The 22,867-nt window shown below is 57.1% G+C and carries 19 protein-coding genes; 1 reads left to right on the top strand and 18 read right to left on the bottom strand.

From position 1 onward, the window contains the following. Positions 1-30 precede the first annotated feature (30 nt). From F8197_RS06415 to F8197_RS06340, 16 genes are all read right to left on the bottom strand, one after another. On the bottom strand, positions 31-747 hold the full coding sequence (locus F8197_RS06415; RefSeq protein WP_152881103.1) for a hypothetical protein: 717 nt from the start codon (positions 745-747) through the stop codon (positions 31-33). A gap of 228 nt (positions 748-975) precedes the next feature. Then, a complete protein-coding gene (locus F8197_RS06410) occupies positions 976-1,557 on the bottom strand; it encodes a hypothetical protein (RefSeq protein WP_152881101.1) in 582 nt (193 codons plus the stop codon). After that, positions 1,557-3,107, bottom strand: a complete 1,551-nt coding sequence (locus F8197_RS06405; protein WP_152881099.1) for an SGNH/GDSL hydrolase family protein — start codon at positions 3,105-3,107, stop codon at positions 1,557-1,559. The genes F8197_RS06410 and F8197_RS06405 overlap by 1 nt, the downstream gene beginning before the upstream one ends. 16 nt (positions 3,108-3,123) lie before the next feature. After that, positions 3,124-3,729: a hypothetical protein gene (locus F8197_RS06400; RefSeq protein WP_152881097.1), complete on the bottom strand. Its 606-nt coding sequence runs from the start codon at positions 3,727-3,729 to the stop codon at positions 3,124-3,126. Next, positions 3,729-4,034 (bottom strand): hypothetical protein, encoded by a 306-nt coding sequence (locus F8197_RS06395; RefSeq protein WP_152881095.1) that lies wholly within the window; start codon positions 4,032-4,034, stop codon positions 3,729-3,731. Before F8197_RS06395 ends, F8197_RS06400 begins: the two co-directional genes overlap by 1 nt. 66 nt (positions 4,035-4,100) lie before the next feature. Beyond that, on the bottom strand, positions 4,101-4,436 hold the full coding sequence (locus F8197_RS06390) for a hypothetical protein (protein WP_152881093.1): 336 nt from the start codon (positions 4,434-4,436) through the stop codon (positions 4,101-4,103). Positions 4,437-4,706: 270 nt separating this feature from the next. Continuing rightward, positions 4,707-4,922 (bottom strand): hypothetical protein, encoded by a 216-nt coding sequence (locus tag F8197_RS06385; protein ID WP_152881091.1) that lies wholly within the window; start codon positions 4,920-4,922, stop codon positions 4,707-4,709. 37 nt (positions 4,923-4,959) lie between these two features. Continuing rightward, positions 4,960-5,397 (bottom strand): D-Ala-D-Ala carboxypeptidase family metallohydrolase, encoded by a 438-nt coding sequence (locus tag F8197_RS06380; RefSeq protein ID WP_152881090.1) that lies wholly within the window; start codon positions 5,395-5,397, stop codon positions 4,960-4,962. An 8-nt stretch (positions 5,398-5,405) separates the two neighbouring features. Continuing rightward, positions 5,406-5,732 carry a hypothetical protein gene (locus F8197_RS06375; protein WP_152881088.1) on the bottom strand — a complete coding sequence of 109 codons (327 nt, stop codon included), beginning with the start codon at positions 5,730-5,732 and terminating at the stop codon, positions 5,406-5,408. Between the two features lie 166 nt (positions 5,733-5,898). Beyond that, positions 5,899-7,929, bottom strand: a complete 2,031-nt coding sequence (locus tag F8197_RS06370; protein WP_152881086.1) for a hypothetical protein — start codon at positions 7,927-7,929, stop codon at positions 5,899-5,901. Next, on the bottom strand, positions 7,926-8,690 hold the full coding sequence (locus F8197_RS06365; RefSeq protein WP_152881084.1) for a hypothetical protein: 765 nt from the start codon (positions 8,688-8,690) through the stop codon (positions 7,926-7,928). Before F8197_RS06365 ends, F8197_RS06370 begins: the two co-directional genes overlap by 4 nt. Before the next feature lie 59 nt (positions 8,691-8,749). Next, positions 8,750-8,947 (bottom strand): hypothetical protein, encoded by a 198-nt coding sequence (locus F8197_RS06360; protein WP_152881082.1) that lies wholly within the window; start codon positions 8,945-8,947, stop codon positions 8,750-8,752. Next, complete coding sequence (locus F8197_RS06355) at positions 8,944-9,300, bottom strand: hypothetical protein (protein ID WP_152881080.1); 357 nt, start codon at positions 9,298-9,300, stop codon at positions 8,944-8,946. Before F8197_RS06355 ends, F8197_RS06360 begins: the two co-directional genes overlap by 4 nt. Then, positions 9,297-14,690: a phage tail protein gene (locus F8197_RS06350; protein WP_152881078.1), complete on the bottom strand. Its 5,394-nt coding sequence runs from the start codon at positions 14,688-14,690 to the stop codon at positions 9,297-9,299. The genes F8197_RS06355 and F8197_RS06350 overlap by 4 nt, the downstream gene beginning before the upstream one ends. Further along, positions 14,680-15,051, bottom strand: coding sequence for a C40 family peptidase (locus F8197_RS06345; protein WP_193333363.1), 372 nt, complete (start codon positions 15,049-15,051; stop codon positions 14,680-14,682). The genes F8197_RS06350 and F8197_RS06345 overlap by 11 nt, the downstream gene beginning before the upstream one ends. Further along, positions 15,044-15,676, bottom strand: coding sequence for a hypothetical protein (locus F8197_RS06340; RefSeq protein WP_152881074.1), 633 nt, complete (start codon positions 15,674-15,676; stop codon positions 15,044-15,046). The genes F8197_RS06345 and F8197_RS06340 overlap by 8 nt, the downstream gene beginning before the upstream one ends. Positions 15,677-15,910: 234 nt before the next feature. Here F8197_RS06340 and F8197_RS06335 point away from each other — a divergent pair, with 234 nt between their 5' ends. Beyond that, positions 15,911-17,590 (top strand): phosphodiester glycosidase family protein, encoded by a 1,680-nt coding sequence (locus F8197_RS06335; RefSeq protein WP_152881072.1) that lies wholly within the window; start codon positions 15,911-15,913, stop codon positions 17,588-17,590. 90 nt (positions 17,591-17,680) lie between these two features. Here F8197_RS06335 and F8197_RS06330 read toward each other — a convergent pair whose 3' ends face one another. Further along, the gene (locus F8197_RS06330; RefSeq protein ID WP_152881070.1) at positions 17,681-18,043 is read right to left on the bottom strand and encodes a hypothetical protein; all 363 of its coding nucleotides are present in this window, start codon (positions 18,041-18,043) and stop codon (positions 17,681-17,683) included. Beyond that, positions 18,040-22,860: a phage tail tape measure C-terminal domain-containing protein gene (locus F8197_RS06325; RefSeq protein WP_152881068.1), complete on the bottom strand. Its 4,821-nt coding sequence runs from the start codon at positions 22,858-22,860 to the stop codon at positions 18,040-18,042. The genes F8197_RS06330 and F8197_RS06325 overlap by 4 nt, the downstream gene beginning before the upstream one ends. Positions 22,861-22,867 lie beyond the last annotated feature (7 nt).

Raw genomic sequence — 22,867 nt, 5'->3', positions numbered from 1 at the left:
GTCGAATTATAGCTCAGTACTTACTTACTTTTACAGGCTTATCTCGCACGCCTCGCGAATTGCCTGCTCGGGGAAATGGCTGATTGCGGCCTCGATCCGCAGTGCTTCGTACTGATGCAGAGCGGCGTGTAAGCTGAATTTCGGATGCGCGCGGGAGGCGATTGCCGAGATTAGGTACTGCTCATAGGCCAGCTGGTCGGGGGCGCCGACGTAGTTCTGGACCTTAAAACGGGCGGACACCGCCCATTGGATTTTGGCCCGCTTTTCCAACTCCCACATGTTGGACACATGCAGTAGCACTTCGTCCTGGGTAGCGAGGTGAGCAGGGCGGGGCGGTTGCTTCCACCCGCGGCCGGCGCACCAGGCCATTGCCTCACGCATGAAAAAGTCGTACCGCATTCCCATATCGTCCACCTTCTGGCGGAGCTTCCAAAACGATTTCACCTCCCGGGCCGCCATCACGTCTTTGCCTTTAAAGGCCGCCATGAAGCGCTTCTTGTGGTCGAAGCACTCGCCCATGAAGTCGCCATATGCCCGATTGAAGTGGTGCGCAAACAGGTACGTCGCCATTGTCGGGTGCATGTTGCGATAGTCGAACCATTTCTTCTCGTATAGTGCCGTATCCAGGCCGAGAAGCTTGCGGTCGATCTTGGCAATGGCCAAAATCTCGCAGCTGCTCCAGTCAAGTTCGGAACCGAAATAGGGGCCGAAGGTTTCCGTCAGCTCGGTTGAGGTTGCTTGGGTCATTGGGTGTGCCTTACCGTTCCCTAAATTACTTCTTTATTTAATGAATTGAAGATATACAGTTATACAGATTGTAGTTATTACTTATAGAAACCTAGTGGCGGCCCCAAGTAACCCCAAGTCGGGAAACGTGCCCACCCTGTTGACAGGACCAATGATAAGTCAGTACTTATATACCGACAAATGCCGTGCAAGAGAAAAAGCCCGCTGTTTAGGCGGGCTTTTGTGTAGTTACTCTGCCGGCATTTCGAATGTCACGGACCACTCCAGCGTGTTGTTCAGCCCGATCAAGCTCGGGTGGAACCAAAAGCCGACTGGCGATTGAACGATGGCGGCCGACGTGAGTTTGGTGCGAACACCGTTAGCGGAGGTCTTCAGCGCGGTGTTTTGCGAATAGCCACGCTTCCATTCGTAGGAGTCCAGCGTTGCGCGATTGAACAGGGTGATCGAGTTCGGCGCATAAACCGTATCTACGAATTGATACTGCGTCATCGCCGCCGAGGCAACCGCAGCAGAAATGGGCTTGAGTTGCCGGATGCTAACTTTCGTGGTATCGGCCGTCATATTCGAGTTGCCAATAGTCACGGCAGTGAACCAGTCATCCGTACCTGCCGGACCGCTGCCTACGATTTCAACAATATCACCAGGCGAAAAGCCAGTATTGTCAGCTGTCGTCAAGTTCTGGAAAGCGCCGGCTGCTGCGGTGATAGTAGTGCTTGGCGCCGCGACGGCATCACTGATGACTTCACCCGAAATGCTCGGAGTCATAAGCCCCACGTAGGGCGCGCCTTGTCGTTTGGTAATTACAGTCATTATGCGTTCTCCATCATGAGTACGGCTTTGAAGTCGGCTTTTGCCTTCGCTTTGCCCAACTCGTTAAAGTGAGTCTTGTCCGCCGCTACCATCGTCGCGGAATTCCAGTCTTTCGCAACGTCCACCAGCGTGAAGCGGCCAGTGGTGGCTGCCAAATTACGAATCCACTGGTTGAACTCGATACAAGTCCAGTCATCGGGCGAAACGCCGGTATTGGTGCCGCGGAAATGAGTCCAGATCCAAGCTTTCGCACCGATGCTGTCGCACAGGTCGAGGGCTTGCAGAATGCGGTTACGCTGGCGATCAAAGCCCACCTTGTTAGGGATGGTCTGGAAATCGTTGTGGCTAAACGACGGGATCAGCACGTCGGTCGGTCGGTAGCCGCGCTTGAGGAACTGGCGGAAATTGGCCATATACTCAATCTCGCGGTGGGTGGACATACCGAGATTTGCCGAGACGTACGGGCGCTCTGGCGTGGACATTTCAGCAATCGCGGCATACATCCAGCCGTAACCTTCCGAGTTGGAATCACCTGGCACCGCAAAAGAGCGCGCCTTCACGCGGAAATCGAACTCGATGCAGAAGCCGGGAATGTAGAACTTGGTGGTCCCTGGCACGGCGGTTGGCACAATGGTGAGGTCTGAAACGAAGTCGCCGGCAGTGCCAAACGTGGTCGAGCCATTGAGGGTCGGACCGCCATTGGTAATTTCCGTTCCGGCTGGCGTGCCGCTGGCCAGATAGCGCACCAACAGACATGGGCCACCGCCGTCCAGTGCCGCAATACTTGGGCAATCGATCCAATCCGATACGCCGATGTCTGGAATCGCTTGGTAGCTACCGGTTGGCCCCCAGGCGCCACGGAATCCATGACTTGGCAGCAAATCGATGGAGTCGGCGCCGCCGAACTTGCCTGCGCGCCAGCCGGCCGGAGCTGCCGCACTTTGCGCAACGTTGAAGGAGTTTCCGCCCTGACGGGGATGGAAAGCGTTGGCAATGGTATCGTTCAGCGGCTGTTCGGTAGGCGCAACTGCAAAGCGAATGCCCAATGCCTCTCGAGGACTGCGGTGGAGTGCCCAAAAGCGAACACGATCAAATGCGGCGGGTGCGCGGATTTTGAAAATAGTGCGGCCAACGGCTTGCCCCTCAACAAGCTGGGCACCAGAGCCTGCAGTTTTGATCAGGCCGCGCGTCGTTACCTTGGCCTTAGCTGCCAATTTCAGTGATGCGGCGCTGGGCAGCTCGTTCAAGAACTTTGCAGTCACGCGTACCTCGGCTGTGTCGCCGGCAGCCCATGCGATCGCTACGCCTTCTACAGCGCGCGCGGAGAGCGTGATGATGCCGGTCGCGGTATCGATGGCGTTGGCCTTCGCCACCTCATACACTCCAGCCAGGGTAGCTGACGTTAGCGTGAGCATGAGGAAGTCGCCGTTAGTCAACGCCGGCAGCTTGGCCGCGTCAGCGACGGACACCTTCATCGACATCGCAGCAGCGCCGATGGCTTCGACCAGGGCAATGCCGGCTGTGCCGTTTCCGAAAATTTGTTGGTTCATGCTTTCCTATCAGTGGTTAAAGAGGGGAGGAGCCGACTGCAGATGCGCCTACAGCAGCGGAAGACTTAGACTGAGGCGCAGGTACCGATGGCGTCACGGAAGCGCCAGGCACCGACGACAAGCTCCAGCCGGATTCGTTTTTGGCAAACATCACCGGAGTGCGTTTAATGCCGTTTTGCGCGGCGACTTTCAGTGGGCTTTGCATGCCTTCCGTGAATGCGCCGTTGTCGAGCTGTAGGCGGTACAGCGAGATATTTCCGCCGCCGTCGTCAGCCGGCGCTGCGAAAGTTACCTGGACGAAGCCGTCACCGGCAGTGACTGCAGTAATGGTTGGGCTGCCAGGAATGCCAGGTACCGTGTCGTCAACTTTCAGCAGTGGGGTTGGGTTTTCGGGAATAAAAGTGAGCCGCTTTCCGATGTCTGCCTTCGCGCGGGTGTACTGCAAATTCGTCACCAGTGCGATGCCGTCACGCTTCCAAGTCCCTACAGTCCAAGCCCAGCCCTCGCCAGGCGCAGCCGTCAGAACGCTGCCGACGCTATTGCCGCCACTCACCACCACTTGCGGCGCAACGCCGCCAGCGCCTGCTTTAGTGACGACGGAGTTGATTTTGAGAGCGCCCATTAATTCCCCATGTAGACGATGGCACTTGGAGTAGGGCCGGATTGAGCGATGACGGTTGCGCGAATGAAACGCATGGGGATTACCAGCAGGCCGGTATCCAGCTCCTGACCGACAGTATCCAGGTCAAAGGTGCAAACCTCCTGCCAGCCATTAGTGCCGTCCATACTCATTTCGACCTTTACGGTGATAGCCGTGCCGGACTGCAAGACGGCGACAAATTTTTGGTGAGAGTCGAATGACTCGATGGTGTCGTCCGGTCCGACCTGGCTTCGATGTAGCAGCACCCGGGGGTTCTTGATAATCATCTAACTTCCAAAAATAAAAGATTAGGAATAATAAGTCAGTACTTACTTATTCTCAAGGGTAAAATTTTATTGACCGGCATCTGCTTGCTTGCGCAGATATGCCATGACTTCGTCGACCAGCAAATTGTGGCGGGCAATCACCGCGCGGCATGTTTTTGTCAGCGCCAAGTCAATCTGCACCATGGCTGGCAGGTCGATGTTTGTAGCGTCGTCGTCGGCAGCTTTTGGATCGAGCGCGATCTCAGGCAGCGGATCACTCTTGCGCAGTGTCTCCGCTGGGATCGACCACGAGACGGCCGGTGCGCGCTGCGTTGAGCAGCCGAACAGTCCCAGCATCAAGAACAAGGCCAGAATGGCTTCGATCAAGAGGAGATAAGGGCGCTTCAGGGGCGGTGTTTTCATTTAATGGCGCGATGGGTTTGAGAAGGTACTTTGCGGTCCGTTTGGCGGCCGCCACCCGCAGTTGATCGATGCGCGTGCTGTCGGAAGAAATTTGAGCGCCGAGCGACACGCTTGCTTCGGCCGCCCTCACGATCCCGACAGAAGTCTCGCGGCGAGCGTCGATGCTGGCGGCGGAACTTGACGCATGGTCAAGCTTCACTTTGGCCCAGTAGCCGCCTATACAGCCGAGCGAGACACCGAGAAGGGCTGCGACAGCAACCGCCCGGGTGCTCACTTGTTCTCCAGCGAGGTAGAGGTGAAGAAGCGCAGCAAGATGTTGACCAGCACCGTCGCAACGCCAACAGTCTTGTACATGTTCTCCGGAAGAAATTCGTGCAACTGCGGCAGGGCGGAGTTGATCATGTCGAACAGGGGCAGCAGCCCGAGAAGGGTAGCGTTTATCCAGATGGTGCGCGAGCGCCAGGCGTTGCGTAATTTGTCCAGCATGGTTTCCTTTCATTGGGCGGCTGCCGGCCGCAAGTCGTTACGAAATGCCTTTGGTGTAAGTGACGCCACCAGGCTTAAACCAGGCGGTGAGTACCTCGCGGCGCGGCGCTCCTTCGGACAAACCGACGTGGACCCAAGTGCCCTCGTAAATAAGCTGATCGAAGGCAATGCTGGATTTGGCAATTGTCTTGGCCAGGTCTCTTGCGGCGATTCCGGTCACATTGATATCTGCCGCCAGGCCTTTCAGGTGGGCGCTGCTGCGTGAGCCGCCGGCCGCAATGTTCAGAGCCGGCGAGCGGTAGCCGCTGGACACGGTCACAGGGCGACTAACCAGAGCGCGAACCAGTTCCAGGGTTTCGGCGACGCGACGCAGGTTGGGGACGATTGCGGCACCTGGAGTGTTGTCGATGCCGCGGCGCGCGGCGATCTGGGAGTCGATCAGTTCGGCCAGGCTGAAGTGTTGAGTCAGGTTCATGATCAGCCTTATGCGAAGCGCTGGATGATTTGGGAACCCAGGAAAAGTACGCCGCCGCCCACTACGGCCCACATCACTTTGACGGTCTTGGTGGCGCCGTCAACGGTCGCGTTCGCACGTACTTGCTCCAGCTCGATGGCGGACATTTTCGCCTCAAGCTTTTCCAGGCGGGTGTCGATCTTTTCTACGGACTGGTGCATGGCCAAGTTGCGCTCTTCCAAGATGGAGAGCTTGGTCAGTGCATTGGCAATCTGACCCATCGTGGCGCGCATCCCGCGCATATCGGCGCGCAGCTCTTCCATTTGCTTTTCGAAGACGGTTTGGTTCGGCGGCATTGAAAATCCTCAGTAATCATTCAAGTCGATCCTTCGTCATTCGCTCGCAAAGGGAATTGGCCGGAATTCTAACATAAGTCAGTACCGACTTATGTTGGGGCGCGAGAAAAATGTGATTAGTTCGCCGAGACGCTGACTTTGGGGCGTGGCCAACCGCCCTCTAAAGTTAGAAAAGTGGATAAACCGGTCGTTGGTTCACGTAGCGTTCACCAGTCCAACCCCCTGGAGATTCCGGCGTGTTATTTCGCACCATCACGAGGTTGTTCAGAATCGCCGCCATATTGTGCATTACGTAATTTTCCATGCCTACTAGCGAATTGAATTGAGCTGTCGTCACATCTTGGGCGCAGACTGCCATGTACATGGCGCCCGCTTCTGAGACGTCCATCACGTACGCACCATATTCTTGGATTGCGCGCGCGAGCGTCATAGCCTCTTGCGACTTCAGTGCCGGCTTGTAGGTAAAGATGCTACTTACATCCACCCAGGGAGGGATGGTCCACAGGGAACCCATAGGAATGGTGTTTGTGTATTCAGTGTATGCGCCGTCCACTGTGGTCGCCGGCCATACCCTTGATCCACTACGCGAAAGCGCCGCGAGCATGGTCACACTAATCGTGCAACCGGCCCCGGTCGATGTGCTGTCCGCCTTAGTTGCGCTTGCCCCAACAATATCCCCCGAGCCATTGGCCGGATACATGCCGGTATTGGTAGGCCATACCGCGAGCACCGCGCCGCTGTCGGGGCTGACCTTGGTGACGGTCACTTCTGCCTTGCGGGTAGCGGCACCTCCTTGCAGAACCAACACTTCGCCCAGACGGTATCCGCTCCCGCCATTTACGACCACCGGGCGCTGATTAATCAGCTGCGAGACAGTGCGACTTTTGGGACTCTTGAGTTTGGATACGTCCAAGATCAGCACGATTGCATGGTCAATTTTGCCCGCAGTCAGCTCCCATCCCCGCACCAGCCCGCCAATTAGAGGCACCCCGGCACCGCGAACGCCAACCGACGAACCACTATCGCCAAGATTTTCCCGCTCATGCACCCGGACAGCGCCATAGCCGTAGAGATCGTGACACGTCATATTGCCTACCGAGTGTTCTTTCGTGTCCGGGTTGTAGATGTAGTTGATACCTTCGACGTACCAGCGGCCATCTGGAGTGATCACCCCGATGTTTTTGTCGCCGCCTGCGCTGGCCGCAGTGATGCCGACGGGTGTATTCATCCATAGGCTGCCTCCGTTGTAATAATCGGTCGACTTGAAGGGCCAGTAGTTGTTCGGATCTGAGCGAGAGGTGTAGTTCCACTTCTGCATAGGGTCCGTACTTTTCGCCTTGTAGAAGAAAACGGAATTGCCGGCCCATGCCTCGAAGCCTTCGGGCAGGGATCGCATTGCGGCAGTTTCAGGGTCCGATGCGGTTTGCAAGTTGCCAGGTGGCCCATTGTAACGAACGAGCGGGATGTTCCAGAACGACTCGTTGTTGAAGGGGCGCTCGGCTGGGTCAACATAGTTCGACACGCTGCGACGCGGGTTTGGCGAAAGTGCGTGGATCTCCGCGCTCATGAAGTCGGCCTTCACATAGCGGCCTTTCGAGAGCTGCGATCCATCGGTAAACTGAGCCAATAGACGAACGGTGTTCGTTACCGTGCGGCTAAGGTCTCGAATAGATCCGCCCGAGGCGAACGTCATAGGACTCGTGGAGCCGATATCTTGAATCTTCGCTGCGTTGTAATCCATCGCGGTCATGCGAATGCGGCCAACGAATTCGGTCGCCGTCGCCCCTGGCGAAACTTGCATCAATTGGGGCGAAACGATGGATGCGCCAGGCATGATGCCGAACTCGGCGCGAATTTGCGCAGAGCCGAAACCCATTGGCGCCACCACTCGAAACTCAAATTCCACATACTCGCCGTTAAAAATCAATCCTGCGGGCAACTCAATGCGCGTCAGTTCGGAGATATTGGTGTCCCGATCTCGGCACCAGCTGTACGTCGCCACCGACGCCATAACTCGCGTACCGGTATGCGCGGCGTAACGAGTAATGCCCGAACTGGTGCGAATGCGCTTCATCTGCATGCCGTCGAAAGTGATGGTAGGTCCATACGCCTTGGTCGGGATGAAACTGCGTACGAAGTCAGGAGAGTTCACAAACTCGATTTCAGGAGTGGCTGGGACTTGGAGGTGTTGGCTCATGCGATTGTAGGCGTAGGGCGATTGGTGATCGTGCCCATGAAATCACGGGTCACAAGAGATTGCGTAACGGTTCTTACCGGGGATCCTTCGTACGTGATGGTGTAGGCGTCGACAGCGCCCGGGAACGCCACGCTATACACGGAAGCCGTATATGTTCCACCCTTGCCATCGGGCCATTGAACTCGACCACCGGCGCGAGCGCCTTCAGTGTTAAATGTCGTCGTTCCGACAAAAGTCACCAAGTCACTGTTGAAGATCAGCCAGGGGGCAGTTCCCTCCGACAGCTGCGCATTTGCGTTCATTTTTCCAGCCAACGCAGCAGCAAGTGGGGCGTTTGTTAATGGCAGGTCGAAGGTCAGCAAGTCGGTAAGTTCGGCGAAGCTCGAGGCGCCGCCACCACCGCCCCCGCCTTCGCCAGGAGTAAGCGACCTGATCATCTGCTGCAGGCGATACATCGCAGCGGTAAAAACTGCGGCGGTGCCGACATCGCCCTGCGCAATGGTGGGCAGCATGTCTGGATAGGTGAAATCGGTGGCGAACACGCCGCGCGCCGCTGCCGAGGTCGCTCCCAGGTAAATGCCAGTCAGATACACGGAAGTGACCTGACCGTTAAATGTGGCGTCGGCCGCGACGGTGTATGGAACCAGGTCGCTTTCGACCATGAAGATGCTGTTGCGCTTAATGCGGAGCGTCTGGTCGCCTGGCAAAGTAACGATCTGCTGACCGTTAGTGACGGAACAAAGCTGCTTAATCTGGGCCATGGCGCTTTAACGTAAAAAGATCAGGCGAGTCTAACATAAATAAGTACTGACTTACAATTTTAGGCGTGTTCCGAGGCACGCGGATCAGCTTGCTCCTTGGGGAACCTGCGCTTGACCTCCTCGATCGCTTCGAGGTACGTATCAAGTTTGCTTGAGTCGCCCTTCGACTGCCAGTACAGTGCATCTGCGAAATCAGCCAAGGGAGGATAGGCCGCGCGTCGCATGGCGTTGACGTCGGCAGTGTGCGTAATCTTCATTTTTTCACCACATTGAATTCTGCATCGAGATAGGGGAATGCTTCGACACGCACCGCGTAGGTGGCCGGATAGGTGAACTCCAACTCGACCACATCATCGGTGCACGCGTGGGCGTTGCCATCTATATGGATCGTGCATGGCACTGGAAGGTGGGTCAGGGTACCGGCAATCAGCCTGGTGTCCTGCGCTGGGCGCGGCGTTACGGCGCCGTCGACCACGTAGTCGGTGTTTAGGTTGGCTACCCCAGCTATCACGGTCCCGCCATTCACATGCTGAAGCTCCAGCATGTCCTCCGGGATCGTGCCGGTTTGAATAATTCGACCTTCATGGTCGTGGATCAGGTAGCTAATCATCGGCGCGTCTCGATAAGTGCGGCATTAGTTTGAATCTCAACGCCATCCAGGTTTCGGTTAGTGTAGAAGGTGTAGGTATGCACTCCGGGCGGCGGAGTGTCGATGAATACCGGCGTAGCCGTCATTCGCGCCGGCCAAGTGCCGCTGTCGTTGTTCCCGCTCGCGATTCCGTTGGCAGTGGCGGTGGCCAGCAGAATCCCATCCCGGAAAATCTCGACAACGAGCTGCACTTGAAACGCGCCATACACGGCGCCATTCCCGCATGCCCAAATCGCCACTGGTACACCGAGGAAGTTCATCGTGATGGAGCACGACCGGCCGCCGGCGGCCGATGCCGCCGCCGTTACGGCGTTGCCGGCAATCTGGAGCGTGTCCACCTGGGCGGCGCCGATCTTGGCGCGCGTAATGGCCGCATCAGCAATTTGCGCGCTGTTGATCGACGCATCGCCAATCAGTGCGCTAGAAATGATGACGCGTGGCAGCCCATTGACGGCGCCGATCGTGAACGGCTTCGCGGCCTGGTAGCCAGGCATGACGACCGCAAATACATCCGCGCGAATAAGGAACTCAGAAAGCGGCACGCCGTTGACGGTGGTCGAGGCCAGGCCGAACCCAGAGATATAACCGTTGTTGTCGATCTTGACGGTGTACTGGCCCTGCAAGCCCTGCAGCGCGGAGGCGTGACTGGACAGGTACTGCTCGACCGTCACGCCTCCCATGCCGGCGCCGTTCAGCCGTGACGTCACTTGATTGACCTGCTGCGCCACCGCATTGTTCGTTTCAGCCTTGGAGTAGGCGTACGATTGGACGTAGGCGGCCGAGGCGCTGTCGCCCAAAGCAAACTCGCTGCGTAGCGTGCTGTAGACCTGATTAATCGAATAATCCGAGGTTGCCTGGCTGTAGCTGTAGTTTTGGATCCAGCTTTGGATGTCGCCGTTGTACTTAGCCAATTGCTCGTTACGTTGCGAGGTTTCGGCAGCGATCGCATCGGATCGTGCTTTTGCTTCGTTGAGAACGGCCGAATTCACGTCGGCAATTTTCGAGGCGATAGAATTATTGACCGTCGCGAAAGCGCCGTCGACCGTCGATTTTGAGTACCCATAGGACTGAACATATGCCGAAGTCGCCGCGTCACCCATGGCAAATTCACTTCTGAGCGTATTGTATGCCTCGTTGATGGACGAGTTGCTGTCGGCCTTACTGTACGTGTAAGACTGGACGTAGGAGCGAATGGCGGAGTCGAACTCGGCGATTTGCAGGTTTCGCTGACTTGCCTCGGCAAGGTCGGCCTTGGCCAGCGCCGTCTGTTCGTTCCGGATAACCGAAAGACTGTCGCCCATCGCTGCACTGAGGCTCTGCACCGAGTTTGCCACGCGTGTATCGCCGTCAGTAATAAGCTGCTGAGTGGCCTTGATTTCGGTCCCCCGAGCACGCGCCTCCTCCAGCAAGGCAGCGACCCGCGCCTTGCTTTCGGCGTCCACGCGCGCAGCTACCGAGCCGACGACTGTGGCCGGCGCATCGATCAAATTGATGCGGTCCTGCAGCACAGGCATCAACTGCGAATCCTTCAGTACGCCGTCCGCAATGGCGCTTACATCTAAGAACGTGGTTCGGAATTTGATCACGGAGCTTGGCTTCAGTTCCGTCATACCAAAAGCGTCGTACGGTGCCACCCGAACGAAATACGAGGTGTCGAACTTGAGCTTCGGAATCAAGATAGCCGTATCCGGGCCGGAGTAGACTGGCGAGATCTTGGTCAGGTCTGCCAGCTCATCCTCTTTCAGCGACAGGTACACAGCCGCGCCTGCAAAGTCAGGATCTCCCGAGTGGGTGTAGCTCAGGGTTGCGCTCTCAAAGGTCGTCGTGATAGAGGTTCTGAGGACAGTTGGCGGTGCGTTATAGGCATCGAGAAGGGCCGGCTTGCCCAAGTTGTTGAACCTGTCGCGCATTCGCACTTCAAAGATCAGGTGCCTGGTCACTCCATCGGCGAAGTTCTTGTCGTAAATATAGGTGTACGAATTATCCGTGGTGTATTCGGTTCGGCGCAGGGTCGCGTGATCCTTGTCATAGACGCGAATCTCGTAATCCTTAAACTGCGGATCGAGCGCGCCGGCGTCAGCGCCGACCGGTTCGCTGCCGAATTCGTAGGAGTGCGTAGTCGAATTATAGCGCCAGGAGATTTTGCAGTCCCGGCCGGCCCATGCGAAACCGACGCCGGTTACATCACCGACTTCGATGTTTTGCACTTCACCCAAGACCGTGTAGGTTGCGGTCGGAGCGTTCTCGTAGGCGCTTCGTTTCCCGAAGATATCGTATGCGACAACGCGCACGACCAGGCGATCGCCGCGCTTGGCGGTTATCACGGAGGACGTCCGGTTCTTTGCCTGGTCTACGATCTCCGCTGGTCCATCGTTGCGCTGGACGTACACGTCTGCGCCTGCGTACATGCCGGCAATCGGTGCGGCCCATGAGGCGACGACACTGACCGCAATGGTTTCGCCGGAGATGTAGGATTCTTCGTAAGTAGTGAGCGATCGGACTGGACCGATGATCGCGTCCTGCGGCGGCACGGTCGGCGTGCTGCTGCCGTAGCGGTCGAAATCATAGACCTCAGCCTTGTACTCCAATGCGGAGATATCACGCTTGTACTCGTGGCTGCCAGTAATCGAACGAATGCGGAACGGCTTCTTGACCTTCTCCGCCTCGCCAAACATGAAGTTGACGAACTGGCTCGGCGCGCCGGACATTGGCGTTTGCAGCTGCAGTGTCGAAGAGGAGCCTGGTACGTTGATGACGTTGAATTCCTCAACTACGTCAGTGTCGTAAAGCTCGTACGTGGCCCCAGGCATGATGCCGGCAGCGTCATCGACCACCACGCCGTAGCCGTTATTCTGGGCGAATTTTGCCGACACGCGGAGATCACGGCCGTTGATTTGCAGGCGCTTGACCGAGTCGCCTCGGAAGTCTTGCAGAAAGATCGAGGTGCCGGCGACGTTGTACACCACGCCGCGCGCGCGTAGCACTTTGTCCCGCATGACCAGGAGCTTGTATTGCTTGCCCTTTTCCATCGTGACTTCGCGGTCGAGCTGAATCCTAGAGGCGGTCGACCCCGCATCGAGGCGGCCGGCCTGCGCCCAGTCCGTCATGTCAGTTTGGACGTAGATCAGGTCGCCGACCGAGCAGGCGACAGCTTCCAGAGGGGCGGAGAAATTGATCGTCTTGAGGATGTAGCGGTTCAGGTTCAGCTGGAACTGCGCTTCCTTATAGGCCGTCTCGTGGTCGGTAACGCCGTACAGCGTGATCGCGGACGTGCGCTGCTTGGCGCCGGCCGTGAGCGCTGCCGGGTCGTACACTTTGATCGTACGCTGCTTATAGCTATTGGTCTTGTCGTAGAACGTGACGTCAATCTCGTTGGCGCGATCGTTCGTGGCCAGCCATGTTTCCTGGTAGCTGTCCTCTATCATGTTGGCCACCGAGAACATCATCACCGGGTCCGAAGGGCGCTCAGTCACAACCGTGTAGCGCGTGCCGACGTTGACAAGCTGAGAGTGGCCCACGCGCAGCACGAGCTGAGAGGCATCCCAGACGTTCATTTCCGTGTCGATCGGGCCATTCCACTGCAGGTTTTTCTCGTCGCAGTACTTTGCCCAGTTCTGGAATGCCGGGAAGTCGAGGCGTGAGGTGGCCATCGCGCCACCATAGCGGCGATGCGTGAGCATATCCCAGATAATCCATGCTGGATTTTTCGAGGCGGCGGGGTACCACTGGTCTTCGGTCGCAAACGTGCCAGGGCGGCCGAAGACATTGATGACCCGGCCGCCATTGAGGAAAGTTACCTTCGGCATGCCAGAGATTTGATCCGACAGTTTGATCTTCAACGCCACAAGGGCGGTGTTTGGATAGATCAGAGTATCGAGAGTGATCTCATTGATGTCGCTCAAATAAATGTCGTCGATGATCGTCTGGTCGTCCGATTTCGGGGTATTGCGGCGCACCCGAACTTCATATTTTCCGGAGTCGAGCGTCACCGTATTGAACGAGCGGCGCACTGCAGCGCGCTTATGGGCTGTCATGCTTGTGCCGACGCGATAAACCGGGACGCGATTAACGTATTGGACGCCGTCAGGTGTTTGAATTGGCGTAGGGGAGGATTGGCTCAGGAACTGCCCCGCAGACGTAGCTTTTCCAATAGCTACGCCCCACACATCCACCCATGATAGCTCCGGCGCATCCGTGTAGACGATTCTTCCGTCGGCATCGTAGCGGTACGCGCGGCCCGTCGCGCTGTCGTAGAACTCGCCGGTCTTTCTTACAACCGAGCCAGTTACTTCTTCCCAATCGATGATTTCCGCAGCCGAAGCGATGTCTTTAAACTCGTCCGTGGAGCCTGCGGGCCGAATTTGAATTTGCAGGTCGACCGTGTACCGATTGGCCTCACCGGACTTCGAATCAATCTTACATAAGCCTTGTGGCGCGACGAAGTCGAAGCGCAACTGATCGACCGCCGTCGAGGTGGTGCTATAGAACCAGTCAGCTCCAATCTTTTGGTTCTTGCTGTCGGCAACTACGTTGTCCTTGAACCATGGAATAGGAGCCTGCGTCGACAGACCCAGGCGGGTTTGCACTTCGACGTTCTTGTAATCGACAAGCGGATTGTCATTGATCTCGATGTCCGTAAGGGAAGCGACCGGCCCCTCGCCCGCCGACAAGAGCATGTACAGCGTCTGGTTGTCGTCGGCGTCATTCTCGGTGTGCATTCCCAGGACGTTGCCGGCCATGCGGAACTCGCCATAGCAGATCGGTACTGGAATGCCTTCGAGGGAAGTATTTTTAGCGCCGTCGGCACCGTAGGTGGCGCTGGAAGCTTCGCTTCGATTTGGGGTTGGCTTGCTTGGGGCCAGGGCAGCATTTACGAGCATCGCGCCTGCGATGGAGATACCGGCCTGGATAATGGCGCCACCGACGGTGAGTGCGGTACCGGTCAGACCCATCGCGCCAGCAATGGCGAGGCCAGCACCAGCGGTAACGACCGCAATCGCAATCATCGCCACGATTGTGAGGATGCCTTTGGCACCGCCGCCCCCGGTTGGCACAGGGCAGACGACCAGGTTGTCTGTCCGATCGAGGTAAGTTACTCGGAACTGATCGCGAGGGATGATCTTGCCGTTGATCGAAATGACACTCTCGGCCGCGGCCGGCGCCGGGAAATACGCAGCTAGCGACTTGCGCGCGCGCCACGTCAGCTCTTCACGCACAAATTCTCGAGCGTTGAATGGATTGGTGATGCGAATCACCGGGATCATGACGGGCGTTACCGTCGCGCGTCGCTTGACCTTCGCAACCGGAGCCGGCTTGGCGTTCTTGCGTGGCTTTTTTACTTTATCCGACATGCTTATAGAATCCTACGATGCGTTGTTTCCAAGAGTCCACCGTCACGATCGTCACGCCATGGGATTGCTCCCACGCGTGGATCATTCGGTGCTGATCAATCATGTAACCGACATGCGCGATATGCCGGCCGATACGCATCAGCACCACCGCGCCAGGCCCCGGCGCAATCTCCTCCCACTGAGGCATCGTCACGCCCATCATTGAAGCGACCATCGCCTGGTTGTCAGCAAAGCCAAAGTCCGGGAGCGAGTAACCATTGCGTCGGCTCATTTCCATCACCAGGCCATAACAGTCGAGCTTGTCCGGCCCGCGGCCACCGTATTCGAACGGAATGCCAACCAGGTCTGCGCCTCTATCCATAGCTGACGTCGCGTGCGTTAATGCCAGGGAAGGCGCCAAAGTGGACAACGTTCTGATGGACGGCGCAGCCATTTGCACCCTTGAGGGAAAGATCACAGGAGGGCAGGGCGCCTGTGTACCCGCACTCCTCGCCCTTGTAGCGCCACTGGCAGTAATCCTTGGTCTGCCGACGGCGGGGGAAGGCCTTGGTGATGTTGTTCTCGGCGCCGAGCGTGAAGTTGCAGGTATAGCTGCCACTGTCGGAGCTGACCACTTCAAAATATTCGATAATCTCTGGCGGGTTGGCCAAGTTGTCCGCGTTGACCACCATGATGCCCACCATAAAGCCAACGCCGCCGCCATAGTCCTGCATGTAGCGTTGAACGGCGCCGCTGTAGTCCGGGATGCTCAGCTTGATCGATTGCTGGTTGCCGGCCTCTTCCTTCAGCTCGATGTCTAGTGGTGCTGGCAGATACTCGTGGCCGTTGAACTGGATCGGATCGCTGTTGCGAACCAGGTGGAGGGTTTCTACCAGAGCTGACGTCTCCGGGTTGACGACGTCGATGTCAATACAAATAAGCCAAGGCGTATCTGAAGAGATCCGATTTTTCTCGACTACGCTGGCTACAGATAGGGATTTGCTCATAATCGACCATTATACGTAAGTCAGTGCTGACTTACAAATGGCACGTGGCTTGACCTTTTGGCAAGGGAGGGCCGATAAAAATTGAATCGGCGGCGTGACAGGCCCGTTTTAACAAAAAAAATTATGAAAAGTTACAATTTACGCATTTTCCGGAATGGCAACCTGATAGAGTTCATTCGTATTAATGCTCGGCGCACATTCTTGACTATTTCTCAACGGACATGAAGGATTGTCATGCTAAAAAGTTTACCTACCCTCATCCTCACCTCAGCACTATGCTTATCTGCGCAGGCGGCTCACTATCCATTCCAGCCCACTACAGTCGCTGATTATTCCAATACCGATGCAAGAGATGTGAGTACAAAAAGGCTTCGGCTGGCAATCTCTACCGAAGGGCTTAAACCCGACCAAGATGTCAAGATCGGAGACTTGATATTTTGCTCTTCAACCGCTTGCTTCAGACCATCGCCTAAAAGCTATGTCACTATTCACTCTACTTTAGAAGGTCGGGCAACGATCCTCTTTGATTCTTCTGTTCCTTATGGGGAAATCAAGTCGATTTATTTTGGTGAAACTCCGGGGCAAAAGACGGTTAGTGGCCAGGTAAGTCTCAAGGCTCCGCTTGTTCTCGGAAAAGACGTTCAGGGAGCGGATATTTTAGTAGTGTTGAAGAAAAAAATTAGCACTGGTAAAGTTGTATATTTTCCTCAACAAGCCGTTTCGTCATATTTGGATAATGAGGCAGAGGTCGTATATTACGATCCCGCCTCCGCCGCGTCAGTTCAGCTTCCGCTTGGGGTTAATTTGAGAATCCCTGCTGGAGCTACCGAAAATGCTCAGATTTTTAGCGTCGCTGTGCGTAACGTGGGTAATGCTTACCCAAGTATAGACATTTTTCCTTATATTGAAACAAAAAAGGAATTCTCCGTCACGTCCGAAGTGATGGCGAGGGGTAAGTCCGCGACAATTGTTCCGCAGACCCCGGAACCTACGAGTGGAGTGACTCGATCGTCCGTTTCATCAGATTCATCGGGAACGGTAACGAAAAAGTTCACTAAAACTGGATTGCTGAAAATTTCACGATTAGATCGTGAAGGGGATGCAAACTCGTTAAACGCCTCATCTAACGCAGTCGTAGTCAATCAATGTTGGGAAACTTTGTCAAATCCGGCAAACCAGAACACCATTGAAAGCTACCTCCAGCAAACCGGTTTTCTCAACGTGAACTGGTGTGAGAATACTGCCCCATTTGTGCATATCGGCATTATTAATACTATGGGGGTACAGGCTTCTGCAGGGCTGGCTTACTCTGCCAAGTATCCCGAAGTAATGAACTTAAAGACTATATCGGAACTAAATTCTTTGAGTAAATCTGCGATTACTGTTAATGGATTTTATTGGGCTGGAGACGAAGGCACCGGCCCCAATCAAACTGGCAGGCCATCAGGTTATGCAAAATTCGGCAATGAGATGATAGGTGTTAATTATACATCGGGCGTCTCTCAAGGAAATAAACGAGTATTGGCTACGGTTAATAATAATTATCGCGGCAAGTGGCTTGACTATGATAAAATTTATAATTTCTTGCCTGATACATTTGTCATTAGCTCTTCGACATCAATTCGTAAAGATGGCGTTTGTACTACCGATACTTTGAAAAATCGCTGGTCTGCTTTAGGTGAGAAAGACGGTCGCTACGTAGTAATTTCATCAACATCGGATGGTGAAACGAGCGCTTATGATTTGTGTACCATTTTTAGCCTGTTAAAAATCGATAACGCGATTCGCCTCGATGGCGGTCCAAGCACCGGAATGACGTTCGGCTCAACTTTAGTTAATCCATTAACAGGGTGGGCTAGACTAAAATATGGAAGTCAGAGGCATATTGCATATTCTGTAAAGTTTTGGAAGTAATAGTTCCGGCAGATAGCCACGTAAGCAGCCTCGTCGGCTGCTGAGGTGGCGGGGCGCATCGGAGTGCTATAAGTTAAGTTCGCGGTAATGCTATGCCTGTTCTAGCGTCAGGGACACGTCCCAGAGCCTTGCCATGCCCATGCCGGTATATTTGAATTTAATTTTCTCGGCAAATCGGACCTTGTAGGTGGCCTTCTGGACTGGGTCCGTCCAATCGAAAATCATGCTTCCGCCTCGCACCAGTTCGTAGAAGGCCTCAAGGCGCGCGCGATCGGGTTCCGAAATGCCGGTATAGCCGGTGGTAAAAGTCTTGCGCGGCTTCCGGGTGTGGCGTGCGCGTGAGACGACGTAGCCGCCCTCCATTTTGCTTTTCATGGCGGGGTCTTCCAGCTCGACGCCGTAGTATTTGGAGTCCTGCTCTTTGTCCATTTTAGGGAATACCGGGTCGGTCATTTCACTGCGTCCTTTAATCCACTGCGGAAGCTGCCTGGGGATGCCGCCGCCGTCAGTACTGTGTCGAGAATGTACTGCTTGCCATCGAAGCGCATGTTGCCCTGATCGGCATTCATGTTCTGGCCGCTCTGATTGATTACGTTGACCACCACTGAAGGTGCCGCACCGCCGCCACCGCCGGAAACAGTCACCGGGATGGTCCGGCCATCGGGGAGGGGCACATAGGCCTCGTTCATCGAGCCTTCGCCGTAGACCGCCACCTGCGGGCTGGTGGCCACGCCGCCGTTGGCGTATTTGCGAAGCTCCATCGCGCCAAGGCTGGTCATGATGCCGCCGTTGGCAAAAAGCTCATTTGATGGGGCCGTACCTCCTCCGCCGCCGTACGCGCTGCCGATGGCGCTGCCGACCGCGCCCATCCAGCCCATCCCGCTGCTGGCCCCGGTAGAGGCAGCCGCCATGGACATCGCTTGAGCCATCGCCTGTACAGAGAACACGGCGTTGTTGATAGCCACGCTAAACATGCTGGTGGCCGTCGCGGCCGCGCTGTCAGCCGACGTCTTCGTTGCGATAGCCGCAGCCTCCGCTGCTTCGGCGCCGGACTTGGTTGCGCTTCCGGCTTGGCCGAACACATTCTGTTTGACCCAGTCGCCGCCGGCGTTGGCAAGCTCCTTAAGCGGGTTGGCGAGCGTCTCTTTCAGCTTTGCGTTGGCGATGTCCATCAGGATGTTCTTGATGAAGTCGCTTACCGCCAGGCGGCCCGTTTGCAGCGAACTGGTCAGCATCGACACAAACCCGTTGGCCGCACTTGCCCCCGCGTCGTCGACCGCTTTGTTGACGTCCGCCCACTGTCGGGTCATCTGCGCTGCAGCAGATTCGGTGGCGCGCACCTCTTGCTCAGCACGAATGCGGCGGCGCTCGCCGTACTGAATGTCGAGCTGGTCGCGCGCGTCCTGGGCGTCCGCGTTGATCTGCTTGATCTTCGCCTCGCTGTTGGCGATCCCCTTGGCGGCCTCTACCGCCGCAGCGCGCGTGCGCTCCATGTTGTTGACGCGGGTCTGGTAGATCCGGTCTTCGGCGTCACTTTCGGCCTGAATGCGGCGGGCAATACGGGTGCGCTCGTTTGGCTCCAGATCGGCCGAGTCGGCTTTGTTCTTGTCCACGTAACCCGCCCCGAAACTTGCAGCGTCAGCGCGCGCCTGGTTGAACAGGGCGGCGGTTTTTGCCGCTTCGAACTGCGCGAATTTCTCCGTACCGGCGCCGATTCGCTGTTCAAGGCGCTCCAGTTCGCGCGCCAGGGCGCGGAAGGAGTCGGTTTGCTTTGCCGCGCCCTCGCCGGCGAAGCGCTCCATTGCCATATTTGCGTCGAGACCGGTGGCCGCCACACGCTCGTTCGTGAACTCGAGCGCCTTCAGCTGCTCAGCCAGCAGCATTCTTTGGTAAGTGCGTTCTTTGAGCAGAACGATCTCTGGGTCGTCCGCGGTAGGATTTTTCTTTACGTCCCGGTCGGGCGAGAGGTTGCCGGCTTTGCGCTCACCTTCCACCAGGGCTGCGGCCTGTGCGCGCAGCGACTCAAGAGTCTCCCCACCCTCTACGATCGACTTCATCTTCTCGGTGGCGGCGTCGATCTTGCCTTTCTCAGTCTCCAGCGCCTCGGTTAGCGGGTCACGCACGCGGCGCGGCGTCTGATCACGAGGCGTGCGGAAGAGTCCGTCCGTGTCGGTGGTTTCAGTGCCCTCGTCACCCTTGGGGCCTTTACGAACTTTGAGACCTTTGAGTGCAGCGTCTGCCTTGGCTTTGGCGTCGGCCTGGTCCTTTGCTTCCTTCTGAGCGCGCGCGGCATTCCGGACGCCCTCGGCGTCTATCAAGGCATCGAGCGCGTCCTGACGCTTCTTGATTGCCATCTTCAGATCCGCAATTTCTTGGTCGGCGCCGGCCGTGCGACTACGGGCCGCGCCTTCCGTTCCGGCACGGGCACTTTTCTCCGCTCCAGCAAAGGTCGTCCGATCAATCTGCTTTTGCCCTAACTGAGCGCGCAACTTCGCGATTTCGGCAGTCTCATCTTGAATGACGACCGCATTCTCGCCTTTCTTAATCGTGGTCGTTTCGTCCTTCATTCGTTTGAGCGAAGACTGGACTGCGCCAGCGGAATCCTCGGACGCCTTTTTAGATTTTTTCGCTGCCTCGCTTGCGGCCGTGCCGAACATGCTCCAGGCGACCGTTGCCAGCGTCAGCGCAGTGATGATCAGGCCGATCGGTCCACCAGTCATGCTCAGTACGCCATTCATCACGCGCGCTGTGCGCGTCGTGGCGGCTTGCGCGGTCGAAAGGGCAGTCTGGGCCGTGGTATTGGCTGCTGCGGCCGTGGCGGCCCGCTGCTGGGCCGGCAGGAGGGTGTTCGTCACCGCGCTCAAGCGTGCCATGCCGGTGCTGTTCGCTACCGTGGCCTGGGCGGCGCGCAATTGCATCTGGGCGTAGTCGTTATGCGCTGCGGCGCTGCGGGCTGTCGCCTGCAGGTTGTCCATTGCCGCCGCAGTCACGCGGGCGGTAGATCCGGCCAGGGTGCCGCCAGTCGTGCTGGCGCGACCGCCCGCGGCAGCAAGCGCACTCAGACCGTTCGACAGGTTGCCGACGACCCCGAACATTCCGGTCATGCCCTTGAAGCCGAGCACGACCATCGCGCCGGCTGCGCTGATTGCCAGCAGCTTCGTGGCCATAGGGTTGTTCTGGCCAAATTCGCGTGTCGCATCGACGATGCTGGTGATGGTTTCCAGTAGGGGGCGCAGCACTGGGATGAGAGTGTCGCCAACCACAACGCCCAATTTGGAGAGCGCTGCTTTGGTGGTATCAACCTCTACGCCCCAGGACTTCATCGCATCTTCATGGGCTTTTCCGTACGTTGGTGCTTGCTCGGCCGCCTCAACCTCAGCCATGACACGGTGCTGCGAACCCTTGGTGGCGAACTGTTTGTAGAATTCGCGGACGTTGGTGTTGCCGATCGACTTGTCTACCCAGGCGCCAAAAGCCTTCGCTTGTTCCATGTCGTCGGTGCGGTCCGCGCCCTTGGCGAAGAATCGCTGGTCAGACTCTGGTGTTGCGGCCAGCTTGGCCTTGACGCTGTTGGCCAGCTCCATGGCGAACTTGGTCGTGTTCTCGGACGCGGCATCCGAGTTTTTGTACTTGACTGTGTTGTAGTTGCGCGTAAGGGGCTTGCCGCCGTTCGCTGCCGACAGCTCGTCTTTGTCAATGACGCCGAATTCCACCAGCAGCTTCGTGCCGGAGATCGTCTCGCGGGTACCGCCATTGATTCGACTGGCGGCGCCGCGCTGGGCCGTCGCAAAGCTCGACACGCCGCCGGCACCACCGCCTCCGCCGCCCATCACTTTCATCTGGCTGGCAGCAGCGATGTCGTAAAGAACGGACTCGTCGTTCTTGAGCTGCGCGTTACCGGCGCCGCCACGACGGGTAATCGTTTCGTAATCCTGGACCGTCATCTTGCCTTGGGTCAGAATAAGCGCGCGCGCCAGGCTGTCGAGGGCGCTCAGCATCTTGCCCGAGTCGTTGGTGATCCCGCGCGCTTCCATAACGCCCATCAAGTTCTGGGCCATCTGTTCGATGTTGTGAGACTGCTCCGGGAAGAGGCGGCTCATGACCGTCGTCATCTTGGCGATCTCAGGCACGATCTGGCTGAGCATCTTTGGATCGGTAGTGACGGCGCCGGCGGCGTTGGCCAGCGTCATCTTCAGCGCGTCGGAGCGGCTGATGTTCGGGTTCTGGGCCTCGACTGTCTTGGAAATAGAGAGAATGTTTGCATTGCCTTGTTTGCCCTCAAGGCCCATGGCGTTCATCTTCTCGACCACGCGCGCATACTCGTCGGCCTCGGATACCGATTTGATCAGACCCTGGCCAATCTTGCTCGAGGCGTACAGCTGCGCCATGCTCTTCCACATGGTACCGATCATTTCGGCTTGGATACGCTCCTCGCGCGCAGCGGTGCGGGCTGCCTGCACCCGCACGCGTGCAGCAGCCTGAGCGGAAGACTCGGATTCACGGTCGGCGCGCAGGCGCGCGGCGATAGCACGCTCAGCGATCAGGCGCTGGTCTTCGCCGGCGGAGCGTGCTGCGGCCACCGCCTGGGCATTCGATGCGGCCACGGCATTGTTCATCGCGCGCTGCTGCTCCAACTGGGCGATCGTAGCGCGACGCACGTCCTGCTGCGCGCGCTCAGCATTGGTCAAGCGCAGCAGTGCCTCGGTTTGCTGGCGAATCACCTGAGCGGAACCAGCATAGCCGTTGGCAACGTTCTGTTCGGTCAGCGCCTCGCGGGAGCTGCCGGACTTCTTCTGCCGGCGCATGTTTTCGGCCGCAATGCTCTGTGACAAGGCCTTGGCGTTGTATTCATTCTCGAGGCGGGATAGGGTCTTATGCAGCGCCAAGCGGCCGGCGATGATCTTCTCATTGCCCTCCAGCTCGTTGCGCAGCGACTTTAGCTTGAGGTCGATCGCCGAGGCGGCGCCTTCCTTCATGGATTTAGTGTTTTGCTCAACCGCCCGGTCCATTGCGGCCAGGCTGCTGACGGTCTTCTGCACACTGTTGACAGCAGCGGACATCCCTTGAGTGATGCCGGCCATTGCGCCGGTCATCTTCTGCAGGTCGGACGATAACGTCAAGAGGGTCGTATCGACGCGGTCGACGCCCTTGGCCAGGTTTCCAAGGTCGAGATTGAGAGTCTTGGTGCCGGCGCTGGCGCCTTTTACCTTGGAGCTAAAACCCGCGTCGTCGAGCGACAGTACAACCTTAATTTCCTTGCCAAGAGACATCCATTAC

It is taken from the genome of Duganella sp. FT27W (assembly GCF_009295655.1).
Taxonomy (GTDB): domain Bacteria; phylum Pseudomonadota; class Gammaproteobacteria; order Burkholderiales; family Burkholderiaceae_D; genus Rugamonas; species Rugamonas zoogloeoides.
This window is presented reverse-complemented; position numbering and strand designations above follow the sequence as displayed.